Genomic DNA, 2,879 nt, shown 5'->3' on the forward strand with positions numbered 1-2,879 from the left:
TCACGGGTCGCGGACGCACCATTAGCTTTACCTGGAATTACCAATGGTAAGCCATGTCGCTTAAGCGCAAGCTGCCGACATTAACGCAATGGCACCGATGGCTGGGCTTAACGCTCAGCCTTTGGCTTTTATTGATGGCAGTAAGTGGTTCGCTGCTACTCTACAAAAATGACCTGCTGCAGCTTTTTTATCCACAACTCAATTTAGCACAGCCCGTTGAAACGACAGACGCTGCCGCCGCTTTAGACCAGTTCGACAACGGCTACGCCCTCATGCCCACCGCTGACCGCCCCTGGCTTGAGGTGGTTAATGCGGACAAAACACACTTTTACTATGACGCCAGCGGCAATCTGCTGCTTGAGCGAGAATATCTAGGAGATCTCATCAGCTGGCTTGTTGAGCTGCACCATCACTTGGCACTCAACGACCTGGGTAAGGACATTCTGGGAATTCTCGGCCTCTTAAGCTTAGTTCTTATCGGCACAGGCTTAACCCGCTGGTGGCCACGTAGAGGCAGTTTGCGGCGCGCTTTGTCTGTACGGTTCTTTAATCCATTCACTAAGCGCGGTAGCCAAACTTTATGGCAATTGCATCGGTTCATTGGTGCTGTACTTTTCCTTCCTATCGCTATCGTGCTAATCACCGGTACCGCAATCATGTACGCCGCTCCGGTAAAATCAGTGCTAATTTTCCTACTCCCGTTCACTCAGTCAATTGAAACGCCTGTACAGCCTTCTATAACTGCTGATAACTGGCAACAACGGCTAGAGCTGGCAAAACAAGCTCTCCCAACGGCGGAGGCTCGTTTGCTTTATCTGGAAGACCCACGAATTAGAGCTAAGCACGCAAACGAATGGCACCCGAACGGCCGCAACTATATTGAGTTCTCTGAAACCGGAGCGGTGAGTCAGGTTATTGATGAGCGAGAAACCGCTCTCGGTAATCGAGTTTCGAATATGATTTACCCGACTCACGTAGCCTCGGTTGGCGGAGCTTTTTATTTGTTCATCGTGCTTTTATCGGGTTTGGCCTTAATCGCTTTGCCTGTCAGTGGGTTATGGTTTTATATTAAACGCAGACAACTCAAGAAAACCTAATTCAAGGAAAACACTATGTCGTTAAAACAGGTCATGAGTGCTCTGGCTGTTTCTTCGGTTTTGTCGCTGCCGGCGTTGGCAAGTGACTACCTGGACACGTCCACGAGCTTTTCTGATGAAAACAAAAACACCAAAACTCGCGTTATTTTTGTGCCAGAAGGTGCTGAAGTTGAGCTTCCAGAATGGTCAGGCTCTGATGTAAATGCCGTTAGTCGTGCTGCAGAGATTGAGGAATTTAAAGGCGAAGCCTCACAGTTAACAACAGTGATTGCCCCTGAGGGCACCAAAGCCAATCACCTGCTTCTGGCGGGCGTAGGTAACCCGGCTGAACTTTCCCGGTTTGAAGCGGAGAAGTTAGGTGCGTCTATTGCTGCCGCTTTAAAGCCTGAGCTCGAAAATGTTGTTTTCGACACACGCCTAATTAGCAACCCGGGTATTGCCGCCGAACTGAGTTCGCACATTGCTCATGGTATCGACTTGCGCAACTATCGCTTTGACCGTTATCAGTCCGAGCCAAAAGAGCGGCCGCAAACGGCTTACCATTGGTTAGTGAAAAGCCCTGACATGGCAGAGAAAAAATATCTGGCCTCGCGCGCCATTGCTGAAGGCGTGTTTGTCGCCCGCGACATTACCGCCCTGCCCGGCAGCGACGGATACCCTGAAGCCATTGTGAAGTTAGCTCAGGAAGCCATGAAAGACTTAAACATTGAGCTGACTATCGTCACGCCTGAGCAAGTTAAAGAAATGGGCATGGGCCTGCTTCACAGCGTTAGCCAGGGCAGCCAACACGGCTCTTACCTGCTGGCCGCGCACTATAAAGGCAGTAACGCCGACCCAATCGCATTGGTCGGTAAAGGCAATACCTTTGACACCGGTGGCTATAACTTAAAAACCAGCTCTTCTTCTATTCTGCGTATGCAAACCGACAAAGCCGGCGCTGGAGCCGTTATTGGCGCGGTTATGGCGCTGGCGGCACAAGAAGCACCGGTCAATGTGGTTGCTGTAGCACCTCTGTCGCACAACCTTATTTCTGGTTCAGCAACTCTGCCCGGGGACGTGGTTAAAGCCGGTGACGGTACTTTGGTAGAAATTGCTAACACTGACGCAGAAGGCCGACTGATTCTTGGCGATGGTAACTGGTATGCCAACGACAAGTTCAAACCTCGTGCCATTGCCAATATTGCGACCTTAACCGGTTCGAAAGTTGGTGCATTGGGCACGGGCTACGCTGCTTTATTTGCCTCCGAAGACGACTTACGCTCAGCCATTATTGAGGCTGGCAATGTAACAGGTGAAAAAGTCTGGGAACTGCCATTAGAAGGCTATGACGGTATTATCGACAGTCCGCTGGCCGATATTCGTAACATTGGCTCTCCGGGCACACAGGCCGGTGCAGCGTTTCTTAAGCACTTTGCCGGTGATACGCCTTGGATCCATATCGATATGGCCGCTGACGCGATGGTCAGTTCAGATACCGGTATTCACCCGGCTGGGCCAACCGGCTTTGGAGTGCGCTTGTTAACCGAATGGGTTCATCAGTTAGAACAATAAGCAACGCCATGCTTCTCATTAAAGGCACCCGCCAATGGGTGCCTTTATCTCTGGCTACTGCGCATAAGCAGCGCGAATTTCCTCAACTTTCTTATCAATAGCTTCACGGCTAAGCCATTGCCCACGCACCATAACCCCCAGGTTCTCACGCAAGGTGTCTGGATTCTCCAAAGGGTTATCCTTTAACAGAATAAAGTCAGCACGATGCCCGGCAGCAACTCGCCCAAAGGT

At 50.8% G+C, this 2,879-nt stretch carries 2 protein-coding genes; both read left to right on the plus strand.

Annotated features, from left to right (window positions below; genetic code table 11):
• The first annotated feature begins 53 nt into the window (after nt 1–53).
• Nucleotides 54–1,097, plus strand: coding sequence for a PepSY-associated TM helix domain-containing protein (locus tag B3180_RS05920; protein WP_278358520.1), 1,044 nt, complete (start codon nt 54–56; stop codon nt 1,095–1,097).
• 15 nt (nt 1,098–1,112) lie between these two features.
• Nucleotides 1,113–2,648 carry a leucyl aminopeptidase family protein gene (locus tag B3180_RS05925; protein ID WP_278358519.1) on the plus strand — a complete coding sequence of 512 codons (1,536 nt, stop codon included), beginning with the start codon at nt 1,113–1,115 and terminating at the stop codon, nt 2,646–2,648.
• Nucleotides 2,649–2,879 lie beyond the last annotated feature (231 nt).

The organism is Idiomarina sp. UBA4206 (assembly GCF_002383015.1).
Classification (GTDB): Bacteria; Pseudomonadota; Gammaproteobacteria; order Enterobacterales; family Alteromonadaceae; genus Idiomarina; species Idiomarina abyssalis.

What these genes read in the sequence shown, in the direction of transcription:
- B3180_RS05925 (WP_278358519.1), top strand. Translation starts at nt 1,113, where the DNA reads ATGTCGTTAAAACAGGTCATGAGTGCTCTGGCTGTTTCTTCGGTTTTG.
- B3180_RS05920 (WP_278358520.1), top strand. Translation starts at nt 54, where the DNA reads ATGTCGCTTAAGCGCAAGCTGCCGACATTAACGCAATGGCACCGATGG.